This window comes from Halomonas sp. hl-4, assembly GCF_900215475.1.
Classification (GTDB): Bacteria; Pseudomonadota; Gammaproteobacteria; order Pseudomonadales; family Halomonadaceae; genus Vreelandella.
On sequence record NZ_LT907845.1, the window covers coordinates 3,210,172 to 3,235,042 of the forward strand.

Here is a 24,871-nt window from a genome sequence, read left to right on the forward strand (position 1 = left end):
AGGTAGATAAGCATGTCAATTAGTGTTTTCGATCTTTTTAAGATCGGCATCGGACCATCGAGCTCGCATACAGTCGGCCCTATGCGGGCCGCTTTTGACTTCATCGGTGAGCTTGAGGCAAAGAAACTGTTGAACGAAGTAACTCGCGTGGAGGTGCACCTCTTCGGTTCTCTCTCCGCCACGGGAGTTGGCCATGGCACCGATCACGCCGTGATCATGGGCCTGATGGGGAAAAGGCCAGATGATATCGACCCAGATGTTATTGCGCCCTCTATCAATGCGTTAAAAGCCTCTGAGGTGCTGCTCCTGAACAGCCATTACAGCGTGCCCTTTCAGTGGCAGCGAGACATGCAGCTGTTCGAGGAAAGCCTGCCCCATCACCCCAACGCCATGCGGCTGATCGCACATGGACACAGCGCTGAGCTGTATCAGAATACCTACTACTCGGTAGGCGGTGGGTTTGTGGTGGATCAGGCCCAGGCAGAGCAAGGCCAATTGGATAGCGATACCACTAAGCTTCCCTATGACTTCCAGACCGCCGCCGACTTGTTGACCATGTGTCAAGAAAGCGGCTTGCGCATTAGTGAGTTGATGCTCGAAAACGAGCGCGCCTGGCGCAGTGAGGCCGAGATCCGCAAGGGGCTTTGCGATATCTGGCAGGCGATGAAAGCCTGTGTGAACAAAGGGCTTGAGGCCGAAGGTGTGTTGCCCGGCGGGCTGAATGTTCGTCGGCGGGCGCGTTTGCTGCATGAACGATTGCAGGCGGTTGATGAAAATCCCTCAGTGATTACCACGACGATGTCGGCGATGGATTGGGTCAACCTCTATGCGCTGGCGGTCAATGAAGAAAATGCCGCGGGTGGGCGTATGGTGACGGCGCCGACAAATGGTGCCGCGGGTATTATCCCGGCGGTATTGCATTACTACATGCACTTTCGCGAAGGGGCCAGCGAACGAGACGTCGTCGACTTCCTGCTGGCGGCGGGTGCTGTGGGCATTCTATGCAAGAAAAACGCCTCGATCTCGGGTGCTGAGGTAGGTTGCCAGGGGGAAGTTGGCTCTGCCTGTGCGATGGCGGCCGCAGGCCTTGCCGAATTGATGGGTGGCAGTGTGGCGCAGGTAGAAAACGCCGCTGAAATAGGCCTGGAGCATAACCTGGGGCTAACCTGCGATCCTGTCGGCGGTCTAGTCCAGGTACCCTGCATCGAGCGCAATGCCATCGCGTCGATAAAAGCTATTAACGCGGCGCAAATGGCACTAAGGGGTGATGGCCAACACTTTATTTCGTTGGACAAAGTGATCCGCACCATGCGCGATACGGGCGCTGACATGCAGGATAAATATAAAGAAACCTCGAAAGGCGGGTTGGCGGTTAATACGATTGAGTGTTGAGTGTTGAGTGAAGTAATTAACCGCAACCGAAAGTTGATGCTATACAACAGGCACGCGTTGCGTGCCTGTCATCATTGCACCATGAACGCTTAACATTTTAAGCCAGAGAAGGCGGCGTTAGCAGGGGCAGATAACGTTCCAGCAACTGGGCAGCCTGTAGCACCTTAAGGTCTTGGTATTTGTCTGCCACAAGGTGTAGCCCCACCGGTAGCCCCTGGCTATCCAGCCCGCAAGGCAGCGAGGCGGCGGGCTGCTGGGTGAGATTGAAGGGGTAGCTGAATGGCGTCCAGTCCATCCAATCGCGGTAGGCTCCACCCGGTGGCACGTTGTGGCCCGCAGCAAATGGCGCAATCGGCATGGTGGGCGTGACCAGCAAATCATACTGCTGATGAAACGCCGCCATGTGGGCCGTCAATTCGCTACGCTCGCGCCGCGCGGCGAGGTAGTCGGAAAGCGATACATCCTGCCCACGTCGAGCGATATCCAGAAACCCTGGGTCGAGCGCTGCCTGCTGCTGTTCGTCCAGTTTTTCGAGTGCTTGAGTGGCACCTGCAAACCAGAGCTTGTTGTATGTCCTAAGCGGATCGCTGAAGCCAGGATCAACCCGCTCAACCGTTGCACCCAGCTCTTCGAGATGGGCAACGGCTTCTTCTACCCGCTGAGCAATATCCGGCGCTACCTCCACATAGCCCAGGTTGGCGCTAAAGGCGATGCGCCAGCCGCGTAGATCAACAGGGGGCGGGGTTAGCCAGTTTGGTCCACGTGGATTACCGGAATAGCCATCCCGAGGATCCGGCTGCGCCATCACGTTGAGCATTAGCGCGCTATCCGTCACAGTGCGGGTGATTGGGCCGAGGTGGGAGAGCGTACTCATAGCGCTGGCGGGCCACTGGGGCACCCAGCCAAAGGTTGGCTTAATGCCAAAGGTGCCGGTAAAGCTGCAAGGGATACGGATAGAACCGCCCGCGTCGCTGCCCTGATGCAACAAGCCCAGATTGAGCGCGGATGCCGCGGCAGCACCCCCTGACGAGCCTCCCGGTGTAAGTTCTATCTTCCAGGGGTTGCGGGTAATGCCGTGCAGCGGGTTATCGGTAACGCCTTTCCAACCAAACTCTGGCGAGGTGGTTTTGCCGATCACGATGGCTCCGGCATTGCGTAGATGGCGGCTGATAGGAGCGTCTACCTCCCAGGGGCCATCCGGTGCAGTGGTCGTCGACCCCAAGCGCGTAGGCAGCCCTTTGGTCAGCGTCAAATCCTTGATGGTGACGGGAATGCCGTCCAGCGGACCAAGCGGTGCACCTGCCTGCCAGCGCTGGGCGGATTTTTCCGCCAAACGCCGGGCCTCTACCTCGTTAACGCAGGTAAACGCATTCACCTTGGGGTTGTCGCGGGCAATCCGCCCCAAGCAGTCATCCACCAGTGCCTCCGGCGAGAGCGATCCCTCGCCAAAGCGCTCCAGTGCGGTAACGGCTGTTAGAGTGTCAAACGTTTCAGCCATGGTTATACGCTTTCCTTAACGCCCGCCGCATTTAGCATGGCGTGTAGTAGAACGTTACAGCCTGCGTGAACGTGCTCCGCGGTGGCGCTCTCAATTTCGTTGTGGCTGATACCATCCTTGCATGGAATAAAGATCATTGCGGCGGGGGCCACGCGGCCGACAAACATTGCATCGTGGCCCGCGCCGCTAATGATATCCATGTGGGAGAGGGTGAGCTTTTCCGCTGCCTGGCGAACCGCATCTACGCATTCCTTATCGAAGAGTTCGGGAGCAAAGTTGGCGGTGGGTTCCAGAAGGTATTCAAGCCCATGGCGCTGGCAAATCTCCTCGACGGCTGCAGTGACTGCTTGGCCCATGGTTTCAAGCGCTTCTGGTTCCCAGTGGCGCATATCCAATGTCATTTTGACCTGGCCGGGAATCACGTTGCGCGAACCAGGGTGCAGCGTCATGCAGCCGACCGTGCCACGGCCATGGGGCTGGTGCTCTTGGGCAATGCGGTTGAGCGCTTGGGTAACTTCCGCAGCACCCATCATGGCGTCGCGGCGCAGGTTCATCGGCGTAGGGCCTGCGTGAGCTTCAAGCCCGGTTAGGGTTAAATCAAACCATTTTTGCCCCAGTCCGCCGATCACCACGCCAATCGTGGTGTCGGCGTCTTCCAGGATTGGCCCCTGCTCAATGTGGGGCTCAAAGTAGGCGTGGATCTCACCCGGAGAGACGCTATCGTTGCCGCGGTAGTGAATGGCGTCCAAGGCATCGCTGACCGTGATGCCGTCGGCGTCAGTGCGCGCCATCATGGCATCAAACTCAAGCGCCTCGGTAAAGACACCAGAGCCCATCATGCAAGGAGCGAAGCGGCAGCCCTCTTCATTGGTCCAGGCCACTACTTCAACGGGTGCTTTCGTGGTGATGTTGTGCTGGTTAAGGGTGCGGATCACTTCCAGACCAGAGAGTACGCCGAAGCAGCCGTCATACTTGCCGCCGGTGGGCTGGCTATCCAAATGGCTGCCCGCCATCACCGCTTTGGCGGTGGGGTCGCTGCCTTCCCGGCGGGCAAAGATATTGCCGATATTATCGATGCGAATCGTGCAGCCCTCTGCCCGACACCATTGAATAAATAGATCACGCCCCTGGCGCTCTAAATCGGTAAGCGCTTGGCGGTTAACCCCACCTTTAGCGGTGGCGCCTAACGTTGCCATCTCCATTAGCGACTGCCAAAGGCGGTCGCTGTCGGTGTGTAGATCAGTGATATTGGTAGTTGGGTTCACGTAGGTGTTCATCTTGGTGTCCTCGCAGGGTCAAACGCAGCGCTAGGGTGCAACGTTATCTGTCAATAAGTCGTGTAGCTTGGAGCGATGATTGTGGGGGTACAGAAAGTCACTATTTATCAGCATTTGTGCCGCCATTTCCGCTTCCAGCGCACTCATATGGCTTTCTGCGTCCGCCATATGCTCGGTCATGATCTGGCGTACACGCAGGGTATCTTCGGCCCGGTAAGCCTCCACCAGTTGTCGGTGGTAATTCTGGTTGGCGTGGTCGAACTGTTTACGCTCGGGCACGTAGGCCTTTTTGATCACCACCAAGTCGCGCAGCATGTCGTTTAAAAATTGGCATATAAACGCTAGCAAAGGGTTAGGGCAGGCGCGGGCCAGTAATTGGTGGAACTCCAGCTCCAAAAAACGCTGGTGCCGGTGGTCCTCCTCACCGCCGCAGCAACTGCAGGCTGTCATATTGGCTTCAAGCTGCTGGTAATCGTCCTCTGTCAGTCTGCCTACCACCGATGCTGCCAGCTCGACTTCCAATAGTTTGCGCAACTGGTAAACCTGCTTGCCATCCAACTGCTGAAAATGCAGGAAGTTACGCAGCATGCGGCTGGCGGGCTCCATGCCCGGCTGATTGATTACCGCGCCTCCTTTAGGCCCGGTTTTTAAGGTAATAAGCCCCTCAACCTCCAGAATCTTCAGTGCTTCGCGCACCGTGGCTTTGGCGCTGCCATAAAGCTCCATCAGGGCTTTTTCGTTAGGCAGGCGATCACCTTCCCCAAGCGACTCGGCGGCAATCCAGCGCTTGATATCATCGCTGATCAGCTCGGCGAGCTTGGGTCGGCGCCTGGAGGTTGGAACAGGGGCTTGAGCCATCAACACACTCCTTGGTTGTCGTTAGCGATCATTTGTAGCTGTCGATAGAGGCCGTTTCCTGCGTGTAGGCAGGTAACCGCTCGGGGTGGTACTCAGCATCATAGTCGTAGCGTGCCTGGGTAAAGCGCTCCACTACGGCTGTATCGCGACGATGCAGCGCATGACTTAGGCCAACAAACAGCAGGGTATTTAGCAATAAGCCCCAGATGCCTGCATGGAAACCCCAAGGAGCGCTTAGCGGCCCAAAGGTCATCAGTAGCACACAGGCAACGCCGCCCCACAAGCCAGCAAGCGCAGCAGTAGGGTGGGCTTTTTTCCAGGCGATAGCGCCGATGGTGGGAATCACCAGCTGGGCGGTGCCCGCCAAAGCGGCAATGCCAATCGTCACTAGTACTCCGGGTACGGTGAGCGCCATGATGTAAGCGGCGAGGGAAAAGCCCACCAGTGATAAGCGGCCAATAAAAACAATACGTGCTTGGCTTGCTTCACGATTCACATAGCGCTTGTAGATATCCATCGTCACTACGGTGGAAACCGCGTGGATCTGTGAATTAGCGGTCGACATGGCGGCTGAAGCCCCGGCGGCCATAATCAGTGAAGCGAGCAGGTAAGGCGCATACTCCATCAGCATAATGGGCAGGATTTGGTCAGGGTTGTCTACATCGGGCTCAAGCAAGACCCCAGAGTAACCAGATAGCACCGATCCCACATAGGCAAAGGCCGCCAAGCCCAGTAGAAATGGCATTAAGTTAAATAGCTTACCGCTTTTAACCGAATACATGCGTAGCCAAATCTGTGGCCCCATAAAAGCACCAATGGCGGTTACGACAAATAGCGAGAACCACATGGGGTAGCCCATCGTGCCGTTAGGCCCTGGCATAGTGAGGTGTTCTGGAGAGGATTGTTGTAACTGGCTAAAAAGCGCCGCCGGGCCACCCACTTGGGAAGAAATGTAGTAACCAGCGTACATCATGCCAAAGAACAACAGGGCGCCATAAATCACGTCGGTCCAGGCGATAGCGCGAATGCCGCCAATCCATACGTAGATAATGATAATGAAGTAGAACAGCAGCGCTGCCAGCCAGAACGGAATCAACCCTCCGGAGGCCACTTCAATTAAGTAGGCACCACCGGTTAGCTGAATCTGTAAATAAGGAATAGTAAAAATAAGAGTAATAGCGGCCACGGTAATACGCAGGGCCTCGCTATTATAAAAATCACCGATTAAATCTGAAGGTGTTAAGTAGTTGAACCGCTTGCCTAAAAACCACACCCGCTTGCCAATCCAGTAATACATAAAGCCAAATAGCAGGTTCCAGGCCAGCGCGGTAAGAAATACCGGGCCGTTGGTATAAAATGTGGCATTAGAGCCCAAGAAAGCAAAAGCACTCCACCAGGTTGCCGCCACGGTGAAGAACACAGCGATGCTGCCCATGGCGCGGCCTTGTACGAAAAAATCTTCACTGGTTTCCTGCGATTGACGCGCTGATAAAACCCCTACTATCAAGGGGATAATCATAAAAGCCGCGATAATTAATAAGCTGCCGGTCATACGTTATCCCCCTCTATGGCTGTTTAATGGCGTGCTTGGCATTGGGTGCTGGGCTGCCCCAGTTGGTAAAGTACGCCACCAAAAAAAGTGCTGTTAACACAAACCACCAAAATAGGTTCCAGACAATAAGAAACGGAATGCCCAGTACCATGGGTTCTATTCGGTTAGCCAGCATAATGACCGGGCTTTCCAGCATTAAAAAGCTGAAAATTATGCCACCGTAGAGCGCTAGTTTTTGCGGAGTTAAATACTTCATAGTGAGTAAGCCCTTCAGTTGTAAGAAATTTGTGAGCAGTGCAATGCACTGTGGGGCGTGATCTGTATTATTAGTATTTATTCGTATAAATATAACAATTAGGCAATTTGGTGATCAGCGTCAAGCGACCAGGATGCTGAAACAGCTTTTTTGCGTATGGATTTTCTAACGTGAACAAAAGAAAAGCATAATTTTACAAACGTGTTTAGTCAGCCATGCTGAGGTGATGCCTTATAGCGATGGAGCTGGACACCATGTTTGGACTAAAAAGCAAAACATCCCCGCAGACTTCTGCGGATGCTGTTGAAGATCACTCGCCTAATGCCGCGCTTAATCAGCATTACTGGATGCCATTCAGCTCGAATCGCGATTTCCGCGCCAACCCCCGCGTGATTACCGGGGCGGAAGGCCGCTATTACATCGATGATCAGGGCCGTAAGCTGTTCGATTCGCTGTCTGGCCTGTGGACCTGCGGTGCGGGCCACAACCGCGAAGAAATCCAGAAAGCCGTGTCTGCGCAGCTGGGCAGCCTCGACTTTGCTCCCGGCTTCCAGATTGGCCACCCGCTGGCCTTCAAGCTGGCGGAAAAGGTCGCAAGTCTCACGCCGGCCGGTCTGGATCATGTCTTCTTTACCAACTCCGGCTCGGAAGCGGCGGATACCTCGGTCAAAATGGCCAAGGCCTACTGGCGGTTGAAGGGCAAGCCCGAGAAGACCCGCATGATCGGCCGCGCCAAGGGTTATCACGGGGTGAACATCGGCGGCACCAGCCTCGGCGGCATCGGCCCCAATCGTAAGCATTACGGCCCGTTGATGGACGTGACGCACCTGCCGCACACACTCCAGGCGAGCCATGCCTTCACCAAAGGCCAGGCGGACAGCGGCGTCGAACTCGCCGATGCGCTGCTTGATCAGATCGCGCTCCACGACGCCTCCACCATCGCCGCGGTCATCGTCGAACCCATGTCCGGCTCGGCGGGGGTGATCGTGCCGCCCAAAGGCTACCTGGATCGGCTGCGTGAGATATGTACCGCCCACGATATCCTGCTGATCTTCGACGAGGTGATCACTGCCTTCGGGCGCAGTGGTGCCACCACAGGTGCCGAGGCCTTTGGCGTGACGCCGGATATCATGAACGTTGCCAAGCAGATCACCAACGGCGCCATCCCCATGGGCGCGGTGATCGCCTCCAGCGAGATTTTCGATACCTTTATGCACGCGGGCGGCCCCCAGCACGCGGTTGAATTCCCCCACGGCTATACTTACAGCGCCCACCCGGTGGCCTGTGCGGCGGGGCTCGCTGCGCTTGACATGATGGAGCGTGACAACTTCCCCGCCCAGGTGAAGGCCATCGCGCCTACCTTTGAGCAGAAGCTGCACGCCCTGAAAGGGCGCAACCATATTGTCGATATTCGCAACTACGGTCTGGCCGGGGCGATTCAGTTGGCCCCCCGCGATGGCGATCCCACGATTCGTCCCCGCGACGCGCACATGGCGCTTTGGGAGGCGGGCTTCTACGTGCGCTACGGCGGCGACACGCTGCAGTTCGGCCCTCCGTTTGGCACTACCGAGGCCGAACTCGAGCGCCTGTTCGACGCGGTGGCGACCACCCTGGATTCGCTGGCATAGGTTATTTCGGAGAGTAAAACATGAGTGTTGTTTCCCACCTGATTAACGGTGAGTTGATCGAAAGTCAGCGCACGCTGGACGTGACTAACCCCTCAACGGGCAAGGTGATCCGCCAGGTGGCGGATGCTAATGCTGCCGACGTGGAACGCGCGATTGCCGCCGCCCAGGCGGCGTTTCCCGCCTGGCGCGATACGCCACCCAACAAGCGCGCCCAGGTCATGTACCGCTTCAAGCAGCTGCTCGAAGATAACGCCGACCGCCTGGTGCAGCTGGTCAGCGAAGAGCACGGCAAAACCCCTGAAGACGCCATGGGCGAGCTCAAACGGGGTATAGAGAACGTCGAGTACGCCTGCGGCGTGCCGGAGCTGCTGAAGGGTGAGTATTCCCACAACGTCGGGCCGGGCATCGATGCCTGGTCCAACTTCCAGCCTCTGGGCGTGGTGGCGGGCATTACCCCGTTCAACTTCCCCGCCATGGTGCCGCTGTGGATGTACCCGATGGCGATTGCCTGCGGTAACACCTTTATCCTCAAGCCGTCGGAAAAAGACCCCTCCGCGGCCATGGCGGTGGCGGAACTGCTCCAGGAAGCCGGGCTCCCCAACGGTGTGATGAACGTGGTGCACGGCGGGCGCGAAGCGGTGGAAACGCTGCTCGATGCCAAGGCCGTCAAAGCCATTTCGTTTGTCGGCTCCACCCCGGTCGCCGAGGCGATCTATACCCGTGGCTCCGCCGCCGGTAAGCGTGTGCAGGCCTTGGGCGGCGCTAAAAACCACGCCGTGGTGCTGCCGGATGCCGATCTGGAAAACGCCGCCAACACCCTGATGGGCGCGGCATATGGCAGCTGCGGCGAGCGCTGTATGGCGATCTCGGTCGCCGTATGCGTGGGCGATGAGACCGCCAATCGACTGGTGGAAACCATGCTGCCCAAAATCGCCCACCTCAAAGTGGGCCCGGGCACCGAGAAAGGCCTGGATATGGGGCCGCTGGTCACCGCCGAGCACCGCGATAAAGTGCTGAGCTTTATCGAGGACGGCGTGAGTGCCGGAGCCACGCTGGTCGCCGATGGGCGTAAGCTGACAGTGCCGGGCCATGAAGAGGGTTACTTTGTCGGCGGCTGCCTGTTCGATAACGTCACCGCCGAGATGCGTATCTACCAGGAAGAGATTTTCGGGCCGGTACTCTGCGTTGTTCGGGTGGGCAGCCTGGACGACGCCATGCAGCTGATCAACGACCACGAGTACGGCAACGGCACCTGCCTGTTCACCCGCGATGGCGAAGCCGCCCGCCGCTTTACCGACGGTATTGAAGTGGGCATGGTCGGGGTCAACGTACCGCTGCCAGTGCCTGTGGCGTATCACAGCTTTGGCGGCTGGAAGCGCTCGCTGTTTGGCGACCTTCATGCCTACGGGCCTGACTCGGTGCGCTTCTATACCCGCCGCAAGGCGGTGTCCCAGCGCTGGCCGTCGGTCAGTGAAGCGACCCAGGCCGAGTTCTCGTTCCCGGCCAATCAGAGTTGACGTCCTGGGGTAACTAGGACATCTTCTCAGCACCATCGCCCGGCGGTGGTGCTTTTTTTGGTGCGTACTTCAGGCGTAAAAGGGACGAGGACAGCGTGGCAAGAACTCAGGACGAAATTCGGCAAACCAACGTGAAAAAGATTCTTCAGGCGGCGGAACAGCTGTTTGCTGAAAAGGGCTATGCCGGCGCCTCCATGGGCGATATCGCCCAGCTGGCCGACATTCCCAAATCCAATGTGCACTATTACTTTGCGACCAAAAAAGCCCTCTATCAGGAAGTGCTGCTGGAGCTTTTGGAGGTATGGAAGCAGGACGCGCTGTGCTTTGAGCTCTATGACGATCCCCGCGTGGTGCTCTCCAGCTACATTCGCGCCAAGATGAACCACTCGCGTAACCGCGCCCACGGTTCCAAGGTCTGGGCCGCCGAGGTGATGCAGGGTGCACCGATCCTTAAAGAGTGCCTGCGCGACAACCTTTACGAATGGGCCAAGCTCAAGGAGGCCAAGATTCGTGAATGGATCGACACGGGCCAGATCAATCCCGTCGAGCCTTCCTATCTGCTCTACATGATCTGGGCGTCGACCCAGCACTACGCCGACTTCGACTACCAGATCTACCTGCTCAACGACGACCAACCGCTTGACGACCTGCAGTTTGAAAAAGCCGTGCAGTCAGTCACCTCGGTCATCCTTCGGGGGATTGGCCTGACGGCGTGAACGAAAAGTGGCTTGAAGGCATTTAAGTGTACATCTATGCTATGTATATATAGTCTAGGTGTTCACTTATGAATCATATGGTCGCCCGCCAACGCTTGGATGCATGGGATCGCCAGGGGCGCACTATTTTCACGTTGCGAGATCTCGCCAAGCTGTTCCATGAAGATAACTCGAAAACGCTACAGGAAGGGGTGAACCGCCTCCGTCGTCATGGAGTGCTGGAAAGTGTTGCGCGGGGTATCTATCGCTATACCCTGTCTCGAACTCCAGACGCTTATCGACTGGAGCGTATCGCCCGGGCCATGCGGCGCGGCGAATATAGTTACGTCTCCTTAGAGTCGGCTTTATCTGAATATGGCGCTATCTCACAGATTCCGGTGGATCGACTGACTGTTATGACCACCGGCCGAAAGGGCACTTATCGCACACCTTATGGCACCATCGAGTTCACCCATACACGCCGCCCAGTCACCGAGCTGATGGGGCGCATGAAAGATATTGGTCGGCCCCTCAAAATCGCGACGCCTGAAGCCGCTTGGGCTGACCTTAAACGCGTAGGGCGAAATACCCATATGGTCGATGTTGAGGTGTTGAATGAACCGAATTGAGCCTGGGGATTATGAAAAGCTAGTGGTGAAAGCTATGAGAAATCCGGCTTATATACTGAACATTTGGCTCTATAATCTCTTGGAGTGGCCTTGACAACTTGAGAGAATGTCTTTGAGAAAGATGAAGCGCTATTAAACCCGCAACGCTCGGAGATCAATCCAATAGGCAGTTCCGTAGTTATCAGTAGCTGTGATGCTTTGTGAATGCGCTGAGCGATGACATATTGAAGAGGTGTCATACCAAAAGTGGTTTTAAAAGCATGAATAAAGTAATATTTGCTAAGGCAAGCCACTTTGGCTAGTTCGTCAAGCGAAATATCATTAGCTAAATTGGCCTGAATAAAATCAATCACCTCTCTACGTCGTGCCCGAGATAACCTAGGTTTTTTGGAGATTTCCTTTTTTTCAACGCTGCTATATCGTTTCAAAACATGTAGTGCAAACAAGTTAAGCGTTTGCTCTACATAAAGTGATGAAATAGCTGAAGGAGAAGCCAATGCATCCTTGAGCCCGCACGCCAAACCGGTCATTACGGGATCCTGAATGTTCATGCGATGGCCGACTCGGATAACAGGGTTCGCCTGGCCAAAGCATTCAATTGCCTTTAAGTGAAGAAGTTCAGGTGACAAGTGTATTCGGCAAATACAGGGTGTTTGACTCGCTTCTCCAGAGTGCGGTTTCCAGTAAATCTGGTTTTCTAGTGCAGGCGCGATAAACCAGTCATGTTTTCGCTTTCGATAAGTACGCCAACCGCCATTATTGTACTGATACTCACCAATTTCCTCGTTAGCGCTATACAAAACGAATTGATGTTCTTCTGTGGCAGGGCGTAAGCTTTCCTCGGGATCGCGGGGCTGAGTGTGCCAGCCGACATAATAACTCCCCAATTGTGAATTGGATGAGCTAAGTGCCATTTCGCCTGGAATATATTTCTCGTAATCATCTCCGCGAACCGGACTGGAGCTGACGTTCCGCATAGTCATCATCCTTGGATCAGGACATCAACCTAAAGCCTAGCATCTTTGATTAGGATGCGTGCCAGATTATAACGCATCGAATCTGATTGCCGAGGGAAGCGCGTCACAAATATGTTGGCTGGTTCACCAGGGCGGTTGGCCAAGCCTCACAAAGCCACCGCACTGCCAAACACTGATTAGAAAAGCGGTCAGGCATAGGGCTGCTGCGGTCAGAAGCAGTATGGGGAATTGCCCCAATTGGTACAACCAACCGAAAGTAATTCCTGCCACCATGGTTCCTCCGTAGGCCACGGCACTATATATTCCCATAAGCCGCACCCGTTGCCGTTCATCGAGCTGCGTGAGAATAGAAACTAGGCAGTTGAGTCCTATCTGGTTGACGATGCCCCAAAGCATACACCCTAGTACCAAGCTCCAATATTGCTGAGCTAGGAGTAGAAACCCCAGGTAGATGCCAGCAATGGCCAGGAGGACGGTTCTGATTAATTTCTGAGGTGTCCAAATATCGAGAAGGCTCCCACACATACCAGCCAAGCCAAACCCAAGACCGTAGGCCAATACCGCAAAGCCTGCATGAGCCGCTGCTAGATCCAATCCTTGCTGAACTTGGCTTCCAAGAAATGTGTACGTGCCATAGAAGCTCACCATATATAGGAAGCTGATCATCAATGTTGATTTTGCTTCTGGGATGGCCAAGGCCTGAACCAGTGTTGTGGATCCACCCGCGACGCTTGCCCTCCCTGGAGGAAGACGAGAAAAGCCCAGAGTGGCAAGGAAGGTCAGGAGGAAGACTAAATAATAGGCGTAGCGCCATGATAGTAAGTCTGAAACAAATGCGCTCAATGGAACACCGGCCACCATAGCTAAAGACCACCCAGTGATGACCTTCCCCAGTGTGGCTGATTCATGCCCTTTAGGGGCAATAATCGCCGTCATCGAGTACAGTGTTGGCAGCATTATGCCCGCTCCCACGCCAGCCAACGACTGGGCTAAAATCAGTATCGCCCAGTCGGTTGCTAGCCCTGAGGCAAGAATGCCTGCCGCTAGAGTGCAGCCTGACAATTGAAGCGTCAGGCGATACTCGAGGCGTTGAGCTAACCCTGTCAGAAACAGCCCAGCCATTGCCGTTGAGCCGCCGTAAGCAGACACAGCCCAGGCTACCTGAGCAACGCTGGCCCTCAGTGAGTGGGCTATATCATTCAGAATGGGACTCATGAGGAACGCGTTAGAGCCAATGACTGCCACACCAAGCATAAGGACGATCGTACGGAACGTAACGTTATCCTCCAGATTCTGAGAGACCGTCATGAGGCCCCCTGGTGCCCATGTCGGAATGGTATCAGTTGAGTAAGCTCACCAGCCTTCACGACATGCTCAAGGTTCTGAGGATTATGAATAGAAGCAAATCCTTTTGCAGGATCCTTGTTCACTACGATAAGATCAGCCATATAGCCTGGGGCAAGCGCGCCTAGCTTCCCTTCCAAGCCTAAGGTCAAGGCGTTGTCGCTTGTGGCTGCCTTGATGGCCTCCTGAGGCGATAGGCCGGCATATTCCATCAGCAAGTCCATTTCCAGCGCATGGTACTTTCCGTATTGCATGATTTGGCTGTTTCCGGTGTCCGTCCCGCAAAGCAGGGTTATTCCATACTCTCTACTCAACTCGAGCATGGCGATGGCGCAGTCTCGGTTTAGTCGAACCTGATCAATGATGGGTTGGGGGATACCGTACTCTGCCCCATGGCGGCAGATCACTTCCAGAGCGGCAAGGGTAGGCATTATTGGTGTTCCCCGCTCGGCGACAGTTACCAGTTCTTCTGCACGTGCATAGTCTGCATGCATGATCCAATCGACTCCAGCTTCTGCAGCAATACGAGTTGAACCAGCGCCACGAGCGTGAATCGTTACCCGTTTGTTGCGACGGTGAGCTTCGTCCGTGATGGCTTGCAGCTCCACCAGTGAAATCATCTGTTCATTACCCCAGGGGCTATCTCCAACTTTGATGAGATCCACGCCATTTTTGGCTTGGCGTCTTACTTCCGCGACCATCTCTTCTTTGGTGTTTGCGAGAATTCCGATGCCATGTTCTGGAGTGCCGATAGAGGAAGGGTCTGGATCGGCGATGGTGTCATATGTCGAAATAAATCGCCCCCCAGCAAAAATACGTGGCCCTTGAGTTACTCCAAGATTGATTGCATCACGAACCGCGACGTCAGCGAACCAAGCACCTCCAGGAACTGAGATGCCGGTTACGCCGGAGGCCAGCACTGCCTTGGCATTTTCTATTGCCCGTAACGTACACAGTTCTACTCTCGAAGTGCTGCCATCGGGTAGAGCCTGGCCCCAGCTAGGATGCCCGAAAGTGAGATGGCAATGTCCGTCGATAAGTCCTGGCATAATCCATCGATCAGTAGCATCAATGGTATGGATTGAAGGGTTTTCTAGCATCGACTCAAGCTCAGTGGGGTGGATATCCATGCGCATGATGATACCTTGCTCAACGAGTATCCCGGTGTTATTGGTCGCGGGGTCTCCGAGTCCGTTATAAAGCTCTCCACCATATATGAATAATTTACTCATCATTAAGCTTCCTTAAGTAAGGTATAGAAAGTCTGCATCACCGCATGCGTAGACTGAGTGTTTTGGCCCGTGACCAGCTCACGATCCTTGACGGTAAAGGAACTCCAGCTCCCCCCGTTGCGGTAAAGGCAGCCAGCTTGGGTCAAAGCAGTTGGGGCATCTTGCACAATAACTCGCCCTAGCTCCGTGTCAGCTTCCTCCTGTTGGCTGAATGCAGTAACTGCATATCCTTCATACGCAAAGCCTTTTTGAGTCCTCCCCGTGCTAAGTAGGGCTATTGGGCCATGGCAAAATAAAGCTGTTGGAAGCCCCCGGCAATGAAAATGCCATAACACCCTGCCTACAGATTTATTACTAGCTAAGTCGACCATCGGGGCATAACCACCAGGCACAAAAACCCCTTTGTAGGCGTTTAGATCAGTACTTGAAAGATCAGCAAGAGAAGCAAACATCCGTTCGTCCTTGAAAAGGCGGTGAAGTTGTAAGCCATACTGGAACTGATCTGGTTGTTCCCAGTTCTTGCATTCACCAGCGCCATCGACATCCAAACTGGCTGGATCAGGTACGGGGAGCTTACCGGTGGGCGTGGCCACAGTTATATCGATACCTCTTTGCGTCAGGTATTGATAAGGTAATGCAAATTCCTCTAACCAATAACCTGTCTCACGATTGAGTCCATCACTACCCTGAATATGTGTAGCTTCGCTGAGGATTATTAAAACTCGCATAAGCTATCTCTTCCTCAAGCTGGCCGTGTCATTACTATTGAGGCGATACCCATAACACCAGTGGTTCATCGAATCGCTATTGTTATGGACGGTGTGTGTAGCTCCTGCGGGTACAAATATCTCTTGCCCGGGTTCGACACGTATATATTCTCCATCAACAACAAAGACCAATGTTCCCTGGATCAGATAAACGACTTCATCGACGGGGTGAATGATAGGAGGCCAATTCTTCCCAGGAGGGTCACGCCACTCAACAAAATTGAAGCCATCTGCAGCCCAGCGTGATTGAATTTCTTTAAGTCTTGAATCGATCGTGTCACTGTCTTCTCCAAATCTTTTTCTCGAATGGGTGGGAAGGGATGGGATGGGGGTTGCAAGTTGGTCCAATATTGTTCCCAGGTCATAATAGAGGCGAATGTCGCTGATCTTCTCTTGTCGCTTCTCAATAACAATGCAAGCAGCCCAGGAGACCTTGCGGCCAGTGGCAGGTATCTTTCCATCCTCAACTATAAAGCCGCCTTGCTGGTGGCCTTCAAACAGAAGTTCACCGATGTCTACTTTCTCAGCGAAATGATGTGAAATGAGGGTTGCTCTCAGATCAGGGAATGAGCTGACCCATTGCTGTAAACTGTCCACGCTTTTTTGGATATCGCTGGTGGCATTAGAAGTAGCCATATCTTTAAAACAAACTTGGTAACCGCAGCGTGCGATGACTCCTGACCAGTCGCGAGCATTGAAGTCGTCGACCAAAGCGCGAGCAGAAGTCGCCAAAGCGATAAATGACATAAGAGTCTCCTTTATTTACTAACACAATCCATGGCTGCGCTAATGCGCTGCCATATCTCGTCGAGATAGTTGAGGTGTTCAGGCTTCATGAGGCATGCACGAAGGCAGGTGACATGGTCTATATCCCACTCCAGCTTTGGAGCTCGGATGGATACCATAGCTTTTGGAACCTGAAACAGAGCTAGGTGAATTTCCTGAGTAGCACAGCTCTGTAACAGGGCTTGGGATAACTGTGACACCTCACTAGCTTTAGCCCCTTTGGGCATCCAAACTGCAATATCCAGATCCGGTACCCAGGCAGTGAGAAATCGACAATCGGCGTGTACAAGAGATACAAGCCGCTGTGCAGCCTGCCTACTTCTGGCTAGGCGTTGACCCAATTCCCCTCCGGGTTTTAATGGAAACGCCTGCATTGTCGCGTAAAGGGCAACTGCCGAGGCCCCTGCCCGAGAGCACTCGAGGCTTATTTCTCCCAGATGTAGTTCATCTGAGCTGAAATAGGTATATGGCGATTCGTGCTGGTAGTGTCTGCCTACGAGAGGGTCTGAAAATAGAACGCACCCACAGCCGTATGGTTGCAGGCCATGTTTATGTGGATCGATGACAACAGAGTCGGTAAACTGAATGCTGCTAAAATGTCGCCTGATCGACTCATCAAGAGATTCATCGAGCATGAAGTAACCGCCATATGCGGCATCGACATGTATCCGAAAGTCATAGTGTTTCCGAAGCTGAAGCACCTCAAATAATGGATCAATGGCGCCGAATCCTGTTGTTCCAAGCGTTACTACGACAGTACCTATTGTTCCGTCGCCAAGCATTTTATCCAAGGCTTGAATGTCCATGCGCCCTATCGAGTCGCTGGGTATCTCCCTAAACTCCAATCCCAATACACCACTGATCCGCTGGTGGGTATAGTGGGCCTGATCTGACGCGGCAATAGCTTTTCCGGGATGTTCCAGGTTTGCAATCCACAGAGCCTCAAGATTGGCCATTGTTCCACCACTGGTTAGATGACCAAGGTAGTGGGTAATCTCGAACATTTCAGCTATACCTTTCACTGCCTCCTTTTCCATGGCAGAACTGGCAATGCCTCCGTCAAGTGCATGATTATTGGGATTGATGTGCAGAGCGAGCTGGTAGGCCAAACGGGCAACGTGATGTGGAGGCTTAAGCATCTGGCCTAAATAGTAAGGATGAAAGTAGGGGTAGTTATCGTGGAGTCTCTCGGCGACATCTCGCAAAATTCTTGACATATTTACAGGATCGTTTGACTCCTCTGTCTTGGGTAAGTGACTATAACCTTCTTCTAAAACCTTGAGGCTTTCATGAAGAAGTTTTGTTTCCCGAGAGAAGCTATTCATTGGGAACTCCTTCAGTTGAAAGTTTCGATAAGTCCGCATCAATAGTTGAAAGTCGCTTCCTTTTGAAATTTTTGAGTACTTCGCGGGCTGGTGATGCCGATGCCTTTGTTCGGAGGCTAGTCTGTTCTTGTACAAACTGGTCACAGACATATGCATGCGCTTCATAAGCTTTGGCTAGAGCATTATCGAAGGCCTCCTTCGCGTCTGAAAGATCGTCTGGAAGATCTAGAAAATAGGGCCGCAATGCTTTCATCTGTCTTACAAGCGCATTGTGGTCAGATGAGTCCAATCCACTGAAGCGATTTGGCATAGAGGGCCTAATCACATTTATATAATTATCACGGCTGAAATCCGCTGCAAATTTCATAGAAAACGACGAAACCTCCAAAAGCGCTGCTGCATCCAACAGCTCTCCTTTGGCCCTGGAGGTGTTTCCAGCTTTTAAGTTGTTTTCAAAGCGGGATAGACTAATAAGAGTCCCTTGAATTAGAGAAATAAAAAGATGATGGCCTGTTGTCCAGCGCTTTAGATGTGTGTTCATTGGGCAAGAGCCTCCTCTTGATTGCCAGTTATGTCAGTGTTGTCTTGGTCGAGTATTTTTCCAACAATCAGGGGAAGCATTCTCATTATCTGTTGCCACTCATCATGAGGAAGCTGCGAACCATTCTGCTGAGCATCAATGATGGCGCTACGAAAAGCCAGGAGATGAGACTTTATAGCCGCCTCAATATTGCGACTTTGTATGCGGCGTATGCGGAAGTAATTATCGAAAAGAGCATAATTGGCAGCAGGTGCATATACTTCTTTTACCTCAAAAAAACTGATTTTATCGATCATGTTATTTAATGCGGCTATCTGTGCCTGGCTGCTGATTTTGTTAAATCCGCTCAGTGATTCGATAGCTATTTTTGAGGTGAGTTTTGACTGCCTGAGGTAGCAAAATGTTTTGATATCTTCAGGAAGAAATGTCTCTATATAGTCTACATTCTGCATATATGTATCCTCCTTGTGCGACGTTTATTAAAATCCTAGTTCAGTTTAAAATGGCTGAGTTGGCTAAAGTTGCTTTAGTTTTTCAGTTTGTTGCGTATTTGGCGGTTGTTTCACTTATCAATGGTCGGAGCGCCCATCAAAGATTTACATGGATTCGCAGCTTGGATTCCACCGATGAGGTCAGCTAACCGGATTAAGTCTCGCCAGAGTATGCTTATTCCTGGCGGGTAATTGCTTGAATGGATCCAGATGAACAACACCATCATTTGGCAAATGGTCGTTTGCCTAAAGACGAAATGCCCGCGTCAATGCTAATCTCAGTACGAAGAAGATCTATAACCCCTAATTTCATCAAGAGATAAAAGAAAAATGGAGAGTTATACCGGACAGCCTGTTATCGGTGTTGGCGCTATTCTTGCCCGGCCTGACGGCGCTGTGCTGCTTGGCTACCGCGATAAGCCCGGTGAATCGCCATGCTGGTGTTTACCCGGCGGCCATGTTGATGCGGGAGAATCATTTGAAGCGGCGGCTGTTCGCGAAGTTGCTGAAGAAACGGGTATTTCCGAGCTGCAGCGTCCAAAATTGCTGGCGGTTACCCAGAACTTGAATAGTGCAGCCTCTATCATAACAGGGGCAGTGCTCGCCAACGTGGAACAGGAGGCTGACGCATTGGTGCTTGAGCCGGAAGTATTTACTCAATGGCGCTGGTTCAGAGCCGGCGCGCTTCCCACGCCGTTATTCCCGGCCAGCCAGGCGGTACTTGCCCACTGGCGGGGTCATGAGCCGCCAACCGGCTGGCTGACGTATCCCATCGTTCCAGTAGCGTAAATCACGCGATGTAGAGCGAGATTTTATATCGGCACCGACGTCTCAAACTTATGCCGCTTACGCGACAGTAACGTGCGGAACTTGCGTAGGTTGTCATCGCTATAGAGCACTCGGTCAAGGAAACGGTCGTACTCATCTAAATCAGCCACCGTCACAATCAATACAAAGTCACACTCACCGGTCACTTGGTAACATTGCTTAACCTCCGGTGCGCTCAGAGCGGATGTCAAAAAGCGCTGGTAGAGCGACTTGTTATCCCGCTCCATTGTCACCTCCACCACCATATGTAGGCACTGCCCCAAGGTGTTGGGGTTGAGCAGCGCCACCTCCCGCTCGATGATTCCCGCGTCGCGCAACCGCTTAACCCGCTTTAAACAGGCAGAGGGAGAGAGCCCTATCTCATCCGCTAACGCTTGATTGGTCAGGCTGGCGTCACGCTGTAGCTGGTCAAGGATTCGTCGATCAATGGCATCCATGAAATAAAATGCTCTCCCTGCGCTTATAAAGAACGAATAGTGATCGTTAGTGCGGTATTGAAAAGAAGATTCTGCATTGCCTCTTTTACAATAACGATTATTCAGACGATGGCAATGGAGAGCCAGAGGTGTATGAGCATTTATCACCTATTAGGTAGCTTATCTAGCGTTCTCAAAGATGCGCTGCGCGTATACATGACGCTACTCAAAATCCTGATCCCGGCGTTGCTTATCGTCAAAGGATTAGAACTGCTAGGTGTGGTCGGTTGGTTGGGCGCCGTATTGGCCCCTTTAATGAGCGTGCTGGGATTGCCCGAGCAAATGGGTATTGTTTGGGCGGCGGCGCTCTTCACTAATTTGTACACCGCCATCGCGGTATTTTTCCAAGTTGCTGGTGATACGCCCTTGAGTTGCGAGCAAGTAACCGTGCTAGGTGCGTTAATGCTGGTAGGACACTCGATCCCTGTTGAGGGGGCGGTTGCCAAGCGTGCGGGTGTACCCTGGTGGGCTACGCTAGTGCTGCGTGTCGGTGGGGCTTTGTTGTTTGCTTGGCTTTTACACTGCTTCTATTCGTATTTTGATTTGTTACAAGCGCCTGCAGCATTGGTATGGCAGCCAAGTTTTTCGACAGCGCCAACGCTAAGTGGTTGGGCAGTGGCTCAGCTTGAAACGCTAACACTTGTTTTTGTCATTATTTTAGCGCTGATTGTGCTCCTGAAACTTCTGAAAAAGATTGGCCTGGAGCGCTGGATTCATCTTGGGTTGCTACCGCTACTCAAGCTATTAGGCATCGGCCGTTCGGCCGCTAATGTAACGGTGATTGGGTTCACGCTGGGGCTAAGCTATGGCGCGGGGCTGTTGATTCGTGACGTGCAAAATGGGGTGCTTAGCAAGCGAGAAAGCACATTAGCGCTTTGCTTTCTCGGCCTCTGCCACAGCGTTATAGAAGATACGCTGCTGATCTTAATGCTCGGGGCCGATATAGCGGGCATTTTGTGGGCAAGGTTGCTGTTTGCCGTTGTGGTTGTCGCGATTATCGCTCGCTGGCCCAAAGCCACGGTAACTAATAAATAAGCAAGTACGCCCTAGAGGTGCTTTGAGCTGGTCGCCTCGGTAATTATGAGAGGGATCGGGCTAACGGCTTAAGCTAGGGAAGAAGATTTGAAAATCTGTAAGTATACACCTAGACTATGAGTATATAGTCCAGGTGTCTACTTATGGATCAAATGCTCGCTCGCCAACGCTTGGATGCTTGGGATCGTCGGGGGCGCACTATCTTTACGCTGCGAGATATCGCCAAGCTGTTCCACGAGGATAGTCCGAAAACGCTGCAAGAAGGCGTAAACCGACTCCGTCGTCATGGGGTGCTTGAAGGTGTTGCGCGAGGTATCTACCGCTATACCCTGTCTCGAACCCCAGATGCTTACCGGCTGGAGCGTATCGCTCGTGCCATGCGGCGTGGTGAATACAGCTATGTATCTTTAGAGTCTGCCTTATCAGAATACGGTGCTATCTCACAGATTCCGGTTGATCGACTGACCGTGATGACGACCGGCCGAAAGGGAACCTATCACACACCTTATGGCACCATTGAGTTTACCCACACAAGCCGCCCAATCACTGAATTGATGGAGCGAATGAAGGATATCGGCCGCCCCCTCAAAATCGCGACACCTGAAGCTGCCTGGGCTGATCTAAAACGTGTAGGGAGAAATACCCATCTAGTCGATATCGAGGTGCTAAATGAGCCGGATTGAGCCGGGTGATTATGAAAAGCTGGTGGCGCAAGCCATGGAGGATCCAGCGCGTAAAGCCATGCGCCCGGTGATTGAAAAGGAACTGCTCCACTTCGATATTCTATATGCCCTTGATAGAGAAGGACTGCTTGATGCACTAACGTTCCAAGGGGGAACGTGTTTGCGACTTTGCCGGGGGGCACCAAGATTTAGTGAAGACCTGGATTTCGCGGGAGACCGACACTTTAAGCGTGAAAACTTTACGCGGATCAAAGAATGTATTGAAGATTACATGAGTAGCCGCTATCGTCTTGAGGTCACAGTGAAAGCACCAAAAGAACTCAGAGACGATCCTCGATACGCTGATGTAAGAGTCGATAAGTGGCAGGTTGCCGTCGTAACCGCACCCATGCGACCAGACATTCCGAAGCAGCGAATCAAGCTGGAGATCGCGAACATTCCTGCTTATACCCGCGAGGCGCATGCCATCAAGATTCACTATCCTTTTCTGCCTGATGGGTACAGTGATCTATTGGTCGTCACTGAAAGTAACGATGAGATCATGGCAGACAAGCTCGTCTCGTTAGTGAACACCAAAAAGTATGTGCGTCACCGGGATATCTGGGATCTGCAATGGTTAAAGCAGCAAGGCGCGACACTTAAACTTGATTTACTCCAGCGCAAACTCAATGATTACAGCGTTGAGAATTACGCAATCAAGGCGCGCGGCATGATCGAGCAACTGCCCAGTATTATTTCAGGCACTGCTTTCTATTCAGAAATGACGCGATTTCTCCCCACTGACACGCTGGAACGAACGCTGGATAATCCGTTATTCGGCAACTTTCTGTCGCGAGAACTGACAACAATGCTTAGTTCGGTTGTCGCAACGCTAGACGGGCCTGAACCAAATACACCGCCTCCAGAATTTACGCTTTAACGTGCCCATCGACACCCCCAACGCTTGACGAACTACAGTTCGAAAAAAAAGCGGTGCAGTCGGTGACTTCCGTGATCTTGAGAGGGATCGGGCTAACGGCTTGAGCTGGGCAGATCCCCTCTTCAAGTCAGTTGGGGTTATCTCAGCGGTCCGCCGGTAACCGTGGTCTTCAAGCCATCAATGATGGCTTGGCCGTCTTCGTTCTTGAGCTCGTCGTACCAGGCTTGGGTGTGAGTGGCGTCGTGCCCATGGATCATCGCTGCGCGCTTGCGGGCGCGTTGGACAATTTCCCCCACCCGGTCGACGCGCGCCCTATCATACTGCGTTAAGGCGCTGGCAATGGCCGCCGACGTGTCCGCGTTTTCTTCAAGTGACCGCTGTACCGCTTGGGCAAGCACCCAGGCATCTTCCATGGCTTGGCAGCCGCCCTGGCCGAGGTCTGGCGCCATGCCATGGGCGGCGTCGCCAAGCAGTGCGACGCGGGGCGCGGTTAGCGAATCGAGCGGTGGGATATCGTAGATTTCCACGCGTGCCATGCGCGCCGGGTCAAAGCGTTCAATCAACGTCTGTACGGGCTCGGCCCAGCCTGCGAAATGCCCACGTAACTCATCGCGATAGTGATTGGCGTCGTTGGTAGTGCCAGCGGGGAGGGGCACATCAAAGAAGCAATAAAACTCCTGAGCACCTTCCTCATTACCACCGCTACCCATGGGCATAAACGAAACCCGCTTAGCGTCGCCGACATACTGGTCCCAATGGCTCAGCGGTGCCAAGGCTTCATCAGCGGGCACGCGAACATTCCAGTTCACGTAGCCAACGTATTGGCGCTCAACGGGGTGACCCACTACTTTGCCGCGTAGTTTTGAGTGTGTGCCTTCGGCCACTACCAGCAAGTCGGCATGTAGGCTTTCGCCGTCGTCAAAATGTGCCGACACGCCGTCCTGCGTTAACGTGTAATCATCGCAACGGCGGCCAAACTGGATGTGCTCGGACCCGACGGCCTCCAGCAGTGTTTGTTGAAGCGCGGCGCGGGCAATCGGGCAGGCCCGCTGGCCCACATCGCCAAACAGCGGTGCAAGACTGAAGTCGGTCAAGGTTTGCCCGGTGTGGGTGAGATAACGCATCTGGGTCATCTCACCGCTCAGGCCTTCGATGGTTTCGCCAAGCCCCAGCTGATGCATGACTTTGACGCCGTTAGGCCATAGTGAAATCGCCGCGCCCACTGGGCGGATGGTCGCCACGCGCTCGACAACCCTGACGTGGTGCCCTTGCTGCTGGAAAGCGAGGGCCGTGCTCAGTCCCCCAATGCCCGCGCCGATAACGAGAATGTTGAGAGGGGTTGGGTGTGGGCGGGGCATGACAAACTCCTTAAAACGGTAAAATAGCGCGATGTTGACGAGCAGGCGCAGTTTACGACCTCAGCCAACCGCTGTGACTAACTATATACAAAATTGAGTCGTAATGTACAAGCATCAGCAATGCCAAGCTAAGTAGGCGTGTTGGAGAGTACTTGCTGGACAATGGCGATGCTGCAAACCAGGGCGAAAAAAAACGCTAAAAAATTGCCTAGGAGGCCCTTGAAAGCCGCTCAAATGATCCTATTTTCAGCTTGTAGAGGCCAGTGCGATGGCATGAAGGCCTCTTACCACAATCTGCTTAACGTAGGAGGTGTTCGATATGTTCGATGATCTCAAGCGTTTTGACGTAGGCTCGCCCCAGCGGCTGGATTGGTTCCGGCAGTTGTTGGACGACTTCCTGCCTAATGATGCCGCTGCGGACATTCGCGCGGTGCCGCATGGCAGCTTTCCAATGATCAACGTAGCGCGTAGCGATGAAGCCGTACACGTTTATGTGTTTGCGGCGGGGCTAGACGCTTCGGACCTTACTATTGATGTCCAAGACAATGTGCTCACGCTGCGCGGTAAGCGTGAATCTGTCATCGGCAATGGCAACAACGGCAACTCGCGTCCGGTCTTTCGCCGTGAACGCGTTAACGGTGACTTCGTGCGTGCCATTGCATTGCCGGATGGCGTGGATGCCGATCGCGCCGAAGCACGTTATGCCCATGGCGTATTCGAGATAGTACTGCCCAAGCGCGAGGAGCTTAAGCCGCGTCGCATTGATGTCCAAGCGGCTTGATCATTGTTTATTAAGCATTTTAGGAG

The 24,871-nt window shown here is 53.4% G+C and carries 25 protein-coding genes; 10 read left to right on the forward strand and 15 right to left on the reverse strand.

Translation table 11 applies throughout. The annotated features are described in order from the left end of the window. Positions 1-12: 12 nt before the first annotated feature. A complete protein-coding gene (locus CPH17_RS15120) occupies positions 13-1,392 on the forward strand; it encodes an L-serine ammonia-lyase (protein ID WP_096300166.1) in 1,380 nt (459 codons plus the stop codon). A gap of 97 nt (positions 1,393-1,489) precedes the next feature. On the opposite strand, the gene CPH17_RS15125 is transcribed toward CPH17_RS15120, so the two are convergent. Genes CPH17_RS15125 through CPH17_RS15145 form a run of 5 tightly spaced genes read right to left on the reverse strand, consistent with a single transcriptional unit; the run spans position 1,490 to position 6,833 of the window. Continuing rightward, positions 1,490-2,890: an amidase gene (locus CPH17_RS15125; RefSeq protein WP_096300168.1), complete on the reverse strand. Its 1,401-nt coding sequence runs from the start codon at positions 2,888-2,890 to the stop codon at positions 1,490-1,492. Positions 2,891-2,892: 2 nt separating this feature from the next. Beyond that, positions 2,893-4,167, reverse strand: a complete 1,275-nt coding sequence (locus CPH17_RS15130; protein WP_096300170.1) for a Zn-dependent hydrolase — start codon at positions 4,165-4,167, stop codon at positions 2,893-2,895. Between the two features lie 30 nt (positions 4,168-4,197). Beyond that, on the reverse strand, positions 4,198-5,025 hold the full coding sequence (locus tag CPH17_RS15135; protein WP_096300172.1) for a FadR/GntR family transcriptional regulator: 828 nt from the start codon (positions 5,023-5,025) through the stop codon (positions 4,198-4,200). A 28-nt stretch (positions 5,026-5,053) separates the two neighbouring features. Continuing rightward, a complete protein-coding gene (locus CPH17_RS15140) occupies positions 5,054-6,577 on the reverse strand; it encodes a sodium:solute symporter family protein (protein WP_074395069.1) in 1,524 nt (507 codons plus the stop codon). A 13-nt stretch (positions 6,578-6,590) separates the two neighbouring features. Next, positions 6,591-6,833 carry a hypothetical protein gene (locus CPH17_RS15145; protein ID WP_096300174.1) on the reverse strand — a complete coding sequence of 81 codons (243 nt, stop codon included), beginning with the start codon at positions 6,831-6,833 and terminating at the stop codon, positions 6,591-6,593. A 254-nt stretch (positions 6,834-7,087) separates the two neighbouring features. Between CPH17_RS15145 and CPH17_RS15150 the strand changes: the two genes are divergently transcribed. From CPH17_RS15150 to abiEi (CPH17_RS15165), 4 genes are all read left to right on the forward strand, one after another. Next, positions 7,088-8,461 (forward strand): aspartate aminotransferase family protein, encoded by a 1,374-nt coding sequence (locus CPH17_RS15150; RefSeq protein WP_096300968.1) that lies wholly within the window; start codon positions 7,088-7,090, stop codon positions 8,459-8,461. 20 nt (positions 8,462-8,481) lie between these two features. Then, positions 8,482-9,978, forward strand: coding sequence for a CoA-acylating methylmalonate-semialdehyde dehydrogenase (locus CPH17_RS15155; RefSeq protein ID WP_074395072.1), 1,497 nt, complete (start codon positions 8,482-8,484; stop codon positions 9,976-9,978). A 95-nt stretch (positions 9,979-10,073) separates the two neighbouring features. Beyond that, the gene (locus tag CPH17_RS15160; protein WP_074395073.1) at positions 10,074-10,694 is read left to right on the forward strand and encodes a TetR/AcrR family transcriptional regulator; all 621 of its coding nucleotides are present in this window, start codon (positions 10,074-10,076) and stop codon (positions 10,692-10,694) included. Between the two features lie 68 nt (positions 10,695-10,762). Continuing rightward, the gene (gene abiEi / locus CPH17_RS15165; protein ID WP_074395074.1) at positions 10,763-11,302 is read left to right on the forward strand and encodes a type IV toxin-antitoxin system AbiEi family antitoxin; all 540 of its coding nucleotides are present in this window, start codon (positions 10,763-10,765) and stop codon (positions 11,300-11,302) included. Between the two features lie 32 nt (positions 11,303-11,334). Here the strand turns inward: abiEi (CPH17_RS15165) and CPH17_RS15170 are convergent, their stop codons facing one another. From CPH17_RS15170 to CPH17_RS15205, 8 genes are all read right to left on the reverse strand, one after another. After that, entirely contained in the window at positions 11,335-12,279 is a 945-nt protein-coding gene (locus tag CPH17_RS15170) for a helix-turn-helix domain-containing protein (RefSeq protein ID WP_074395075.1), read from the reverse strand. Positions 12,280-12,402: 123 nt separating this feature from the next. Then, positions 12,403-13,587 carry an MFS transporter gene (locus CPH17_RS15175; RefSeq protein ID WP_074395076.1) on the reverse strand — a complete coding sequence of 395 codons (1,185 nt, stop codon included), beginning with the start codon at positions 13,585-13,587 and terminating at the stop codon, positions 12,403-12,405. Next, positions 13,584-14,858, reverse strand: coding sequence for a metal-dependent hydrolase family protein (locus CPH17_RS15180; RefSeq protein WP_074395077.1), 1,275 nt, complete (start codon positions 14,856-14,858; stop codon positions 13,584-13,586). Before CPH17_RS15180 ends, CPH17_RS15175 begins: the two co-directional genes overlap by 4 nt. Then, a complete protein-coding gene (locus CPH17_RS15185; protein WP_074395078.1) occupies positions 14,858-15,583 on the reverse strand; it encodes a type 1 glutamine amidotransferase domain-containing protein in 726 nt (241 codons plus the stop codon). The genes CPH17_RS15180 and CPH17_RS15185 overlap by 1 nt, the downstream gene beginning before the upstream one ends. Positions 15,584-15,586: 3 nt before the next feature. Further along, the gene (locus CPH17_RS15190; protein ID WP_082934178.1) at positions 15,587-16,369 is read right to left on the reverse strand and encodes a cupin domain-containing protein; all 783 of its coding nucleotides are present in this window, start codon (positions 16,367-16,369) and stop codon (positions 15,587-15,589) included. Positions 16,370-16,380: 11 nt separating this feature from the next. Next, positions 16,381-17,733, reverse strand: a complete 1,353-nt coding sequence (locus CPH17_RS15195) for a pyridoxal phosphate-dependent decarboxylase family protein (RefSeq protein WP_074395079.1) — start codon at positions 17,731-17,733, stop codon at positions 16,381-16,383. Next, positions 17,726-18,274 carry a hypothetical protein gene (locus CPH17_RS15200; protein WP_096300176.1) on the reverse strand — a complete coding sequence of 183 codons (549 nt, stop codon included), beginning with the start codon at positions 18,272-18,274 and terminating at the stop codon, positions 17,726-17,728. The genes CPH17_RS15195 and CPH17_RS15200 overlap by 8 nt, the downstream gene beginning before the upstream one ends. Further along, the gene (locus CPH17_RS15205; RefSeq protein ID WP_074395081.1) at positions 18,271-18,726 is read right to left on the reverse strand and encodes a hypothetical protein; all 456 of its coding nucleotides are present in this window, start codon (positions 18,724-18,726) and stop codon (positions 18,271-18,273) included. The genes CPH17_RS15200 and CPH17_RS15205 overlap by 4 nt, the downstream gene beginning before the upstream one ends. 369 nt (positions 18,727-19,095) lie before the next feature. Here CPH17_RS15205 and CPH17_RS15215 point away from each other — a divergent pair, with 369 nt between their 5' ends. After that, positions 19,096-19,554: a nucleotide triphosphate diphosphatase NUDT15 gene (locus tag CPH17_RS15215; RefSeq protein WP_074395083.1), complete on the forward strand. Its 459-nt coding sequence runs from the start codon at positions 19,096-19,098 to the stop codon at positions 19,552-19,554. A 23-nt stretch (positions 19,555-19,577) separates the two neighbouring features. On the opposite strand, the gene CPH17_RS15220 is transcribed toward CPH17_RS15215, so the two are convergent. Beyond that, the gene (locus CPH17_RS15220) at positions 19,578-20,030 is read right to left on the reverse strand and encodes an Lrp/AsnC family transcriptional regulator (protein ID WP_096300178.1); all 453 of its coding nucleotides are present in this window, start codon (positions 20,028-20,030) and stop codon (positions 19,578-19,580) included. A gap of 132 nt (positions 20,031-20,162) precedes the next feature. On the opposite strand from CPH17_RS15220, the gene CPH17_RS15225 reads away from it, so the two are divergent. The 3 genes from CPH17_RS15225 to CPH17_RS15235 all read left to right on the forward strand — a co-directional run bounded on the left by CPH17_RS15225 (position 20,163) and on the right by CPH17_RS15235 (position 22,706). Beyond that, entirely contained in the window at positions 20,163-21,104 is a 942-nt protein-coding gene (locus CPH17_RS15225; protein WP_074395085.1) for a hypothetical protein, read from the forward strand. A 143-nt stretch (positions 21,105-21,247) separates the two neighbouring features. After that, positions 21,248-21,787, forward strand: a complete 540-nt coding sequence (gene abiEi, locus CPH17_RS15230; protein WP_074395086.1) for a type IV toxin-antitoxin system AbiEi family antitoxin — start codon at positions 21,248-21,250, stop codon at positions 21,785-21,787. Further along, complete coding sequence (locus CPH17_RS15235) at positions 21,774-22,706, forward strand: nucleotidyl transferase AbiEii/AbiGii toxin family protein (protein WP_074395087.1); 933 nt, start codon at positions 21,774-21,776, stop codon at positions 22,704-22,706. Before abiEi (CPH17_RS15230) ends, CPH17_RS15235 begins: the two co-directional genes overlap by 14 nt. 137 nt (positions 22,707-22,843) lie before the next feature. Here the strand turns inward: CPH17_RS15235 and hpxO are convergent, their stop codons facing one another. After that, entirely contained in the window at positions 22,844-24,064 is a 1,221-nt protein-coding gene (gene hpxO / locus CPH17_RS15240; protein WP_074395088.1) for an FAD-dependent urate hydroxylase HpxO, read from the reverse strand. Between the two features lie 319 nt (positions 24,065-24,383). On the opposite strand from hpxO, the gene CPH17_RS15245 reads away from it, so the two are divergent. Continuing rightward, a complete protein-coding gene (locus tag CPH17_RS15245) occupies positions 24,384-24,845 on the forward strand; it encodes an Hsp20/alpha crystallin family protein (protein ID WP_074395089.1) in 462 nt (153 codons plus the stop codon). Positions 24,846-24,871: the final 26 nt, after the last annotated feature.